We start from the raw sequence: 3,695 nt of genomic DNA on the forward strand, positions 1-3,695 counted from the left end.
CATAATGTCTTTTAAGCCATTATGACCACCGTGTCCGCCCCCTTTTTTTAATTTGGCGACACCGGGCTCTAAATCCATCTCGTCATGTGCAACTAAGATATTTTCAACAGGGATTTTGAAAAAGTTGGCTAAACTACTGACCGCTTTACCACTTAAATTCATGTAAGTAGTGGGGATCAATAATTTGAATTCTTGGCCTTGGATTATCACTTTGCCAGTAAGGCCGTGATATTTAGGATCGTGTTTTAGCGTACAGTTGTAGCGTGCTGCGAGTTGCTCGATGAACCAAGCACCTGCATTGTGGCGTGTATTTGCGTATTCGGGGCCTGGATTAGCCAGGCCCACAAGCATTTGAATAGAATTCAAGGTGCGAGACCTTAAATATTATTCTGCAGCGTCTGAAGCTTCTTCGTCTTCAGCTGGAGCTGCTTTGTTTGCTTTGATTGTAACTACTGAAAGGTCATGGCCTTCGCCTTTACCTAATTCAACAGACGCAACGCCTGCAGGTAGTTGTAAATCAGAGATATGGATTGAATCACCAGCTACTAACTCAGAAACATTTACTTCAATGAATTCTGGTAATGCTTTTGGAAGACAAGAAATTTCAACATCAGTTAACTGGTGAACAACAGTTGCGCCAGCTTTAGTTACGATTTCTTCACCGATGAAGTGAAGAGGAACTTTAGTTGTTAATTTATGAGTTGCGTCTACACGTTGGAAATCAAGGTGAGTAAGCTTAGGCTTGAATGGGTGACGTTGAATATCTTTTAAGATAGCTTCAACTTTCTCGCCGCCTACATTAAGTGTAAGAATATGAGTGTAAAAACCTTCGTCTTCTTGTGCTTTGATCATATCTTTATGAGCAAAAGTAAGAGATAAAGCTTCTTTGTCAGCTCCGTAAAGGATTGCAGGAACTTTGTCTTCGCGACGTAGGCGGCGGCTCGCACCAGTACCAGTTTCTACGCGAAGTTCAGCGTCATATGTATAAGTTGTGTTAGACATGATGTCTCCAATTATTTAAAAGTTTAGGGCCTTTGCGACCAAGGTCCCTAGCCAAAAGGCGCGCTATCATACCACTGTGATTCAGTAAAATATACATAGCACACAAAAAAAGCGCCAAAAGGCGCTTTTGTTTTCAGCAAATACCTGAGATTAGTGCTCAAACATCGCTGAAATAGATTCTTCGTTGCTAATACGACGAATAGTTTCTGCTAACATATCAGCAAGCGTTAGCACTTTTACTTTATCAAGCGCTTTAAGTTCATCAGATAATGGAATTGAGTCGGTTACAATAACTTCGTCGATAACAGAATCACGTAAATTTTCAGCTGCTTTACCTGATAAAATAGGGTGAGTTGCATAAGCGAATACGCGTTTAGCACCATGTTCTTTAAGTGCTTCAGCGGCTTTACATAACGTACCGCCAGTATCAATCATGTCATCAACAATGATACAGTCACGGCCTTCTACATCACCAATAATATGCATTACCTGAGAAACATTTGCCTGTGGGCGGCGTTTATCAATAATAGCCAAATCAGTATCGTCTAATAGTTTTGCAATTGCACGTGCGCGCACTACACCACCAATATCTGGAGAAACAATAACAACATCATCAAAATGACGTTCTTTCATATCTTCAAGTAATACAGGGCTACCAAATACATTATCTACTGGTACATCAAAGAAGCCTTGAATTTGCTCTGCATGTAAATCAACCGTAAGTACACGGTCTACACCTACACTCGATAAGAAATCGGCAACAACTTTAGCAGTGATTGGTACGCGGGCAGAACGTACGCGACGGTCTTGGCGGGCATAACCAAAATAAGGAATGACGGCAGTAATACGACCCGCAGATGCGCGACGAAGAGCATCAACCATAACGATAAGTTCCATAAGGTTATCGTTTGTAGGGGCACAGGTTGATTGCAAGATAAAAACATCCGAGCCACGAACATTTTCATTAATTTGAACACTGATCTCACCGTCGCTAAAACGGCCAACAACAGCATCGCCTAATTCAATATATAAACGTTTTGCAACTTTTTGAGCTAACTCAGGTGTTGCGTTACCAGCGAAGAGCTTCATGTCAGGCACGGTAGGGTTCCTCAGGCACTGAAATTTTGGACTAACGAGCAATGATAAAAATCATTACGAGTTAACTTATGATTACTTTTACGTTACTTCATTGATCGAAAATGGCGGTTAACTCCGTATGAGCAGGAGAGATATTAGCATTTGACGCTATAAATCCCTGCCAAGTATGGGGGAGGTTAGCAAGTACATGGCTAGCTTGAGCTTGTGTATCAAACTCTACAAAACAACATGAACCTGTTCCGGTCATCTTCGACGGAGCGTATTTTAGCAACCACTGGAGGGTTTTTTCAACCTCGGGGCATAGCTTTTTAACTAAAGGCTCACAATCGTTGTGTAAAGTTTGCTGTTTCCAATCACCTGAGATTTTTGGTGTATCGCGTTTTAAGTCGGGGTGAGTGAATATTTTAGCGGTGCTTACATGCTGGTTTGGGTGCACAACACAGTACCATTTTTGCGCAAGTTCAACACGGTGTAGTTTTTCCCCAATGCCTTGCGCAATGGCGCTTTCACCACGTATAAATACAGGCACATCAGCCCCTAATTGTAAGCCTAAATTAGCAAGTTTATTAATGTCATAATTAATATTCCACAATTTATTGAGCGCTAATAGTGTTGTTGCCGCATCAGACGACCCCCCTCCAACACCTCCTCCCATAGGCAGTCGTTTTATCAAATTTATTTTTACACCGTGCTTAGTTTTAGTATCAGTTTGTAACATTAAAGCAGCTTTATAGATGAGATTATCTTCAAGTGGTATGTCTTTAGTATCACCAGTGATTAAAATTGATGATTCATCTGTTAACTCAAAAGAGAGCTCATCGCCGAAGTTTAAGAAGGTAAATAAGGTTTCTAATTCGTGATAACCGTCATCTCGGCGCGCATTAATATGTAAAAATAAATTGAGTTTTGCAGGTGCAATAAGTGAAAAAAAGGTTTTGCTATTCATAGTTAATTAAATTGCCAGTCATATAGTTGAATTTTAATTTTAATTTTTTGGTGTTTGAGCGTCAGTTTTGTAGGCAACCAATAACCAGCGGTTTGTATATAATCTGCATAGTTTATTTGCCATTTTTTACTTTCATTATCTAACCAAAGTACTTGTTTCGAACGGCCAAGTTCATCAACTTGCAACGTTTGTGAATCAATAGTGCCTTTAAGCCAGTTATCAGCATTATTAACAGGTAAAGCAAAGCCAGTTAAGCGCTTAAGCAGCGCAGATGCATTGGTATCTACATAAACTTTATCGTCAAATTCAAGCTCAGCAACATTGCGCGACTGTTTTAGTTGTAAAATGCGTGTGCCAATAAATGAAGTCAGTACTAAATTATTGTTATTTTCTTGTTGCTGCCAATTTAAGTTTGCAGATTGGCGCTCATCGGGACTAATAAAAGCAAGTTTCCCCTCTACATGCCAAGTTTTTTGATTGGCGAGTTTACCTTTCCAGTTGTCGTAAATTGCTGTTTTATTTGGTAATTGTTGCGCGCAGCCACTTAAAAACATAAAAGTTATAGCTAATATTAAATAATGTCTAATCAAATGTTGTTCCTTACTTTCCATATTCCGCTGATTTTTGGTAAAATTGCCGCCTTTAAAGT

General features: G+C 39.8%; 5 protein-coding genes. All 5 read right to left on the reverse strand.

Annotation, left to right across the window (positions count from 1 at the left end):
* The coding region (gene pth, locus BCG07_RS05365) for an aminoacyl-tRNA hydrolase (RefSeq protein ID WP_353743792.1) at window positions 1-366 on the reverse strand (366 nt) is incomplete at its 3' end.
* Between the two features lie 18 nt (window positions 367-384).
* Window positions 385-1,002: a 50S ribosomal protein L25/general stress protein Ctc gene (locus tag BCG07_RS05370; RefSeq protein WP_008133144.1), complete on the reverse strand. Its 618-nt coding sequence runs from the start codon at window positions 1,000-1,002 to the stop codon at window positions 385-387.
* A 150-nt stretch (window positions 1,003-1,152) separates the two neighbouring features.
* Complete coding sequence (locus tag BCG07_RS05375) at window positions 1,153-2,100, reverse strand: ribose-phosphate pyrophosphokinase (protein WP_008133143.1); 948 nt, start codon at window positions 2,098-2,100, stop codon at window positions 1,153-1,155.
* 88 nt (window positions 2,101-2,188) lie between these two features.
* Window positions 2,189-3,046, reverse strand: coding sequence for a 4-(cytidine 5'-diphospho)-2-C-methyl-D-erythritol kinase (gene ispE, locus BCG07_RS05380; RefSeq protein WP_286889134.1), 858 nt, complete (start codon window positions 3,044-3,046; stop codon window positions 2,189-2,191).
* 2 nt (window positions 3,047-3,048) lie between these two features.
* Window positions 3,049-3,636 carry a lipoprotein insertase outer membrane protein LolB gene (gene lolB / locus BCG07_RS05385; protein ID WP_083792143.1) on the reverse strand — a complete coding sequence of 196 codons (588 nt, stop codon included), beginning with the start codon at window positions 3,634-3,636 and terminating at the stop codon, window positions 3,049-3,051.
* Window positions 3,637-3,695 lie beyond the last annotated feature (59 nt).

This window comes from Pseudoalteromonas sp. ESRF-bin5, from assembly GCF_002632075.1.
GTDB lineage: Bacteria > Pseudomonadota > Gammaproteobacteria > Enterobacterales > Alteromonadaceae > Pseudoalteromonas > Pseudoalteromonas marina.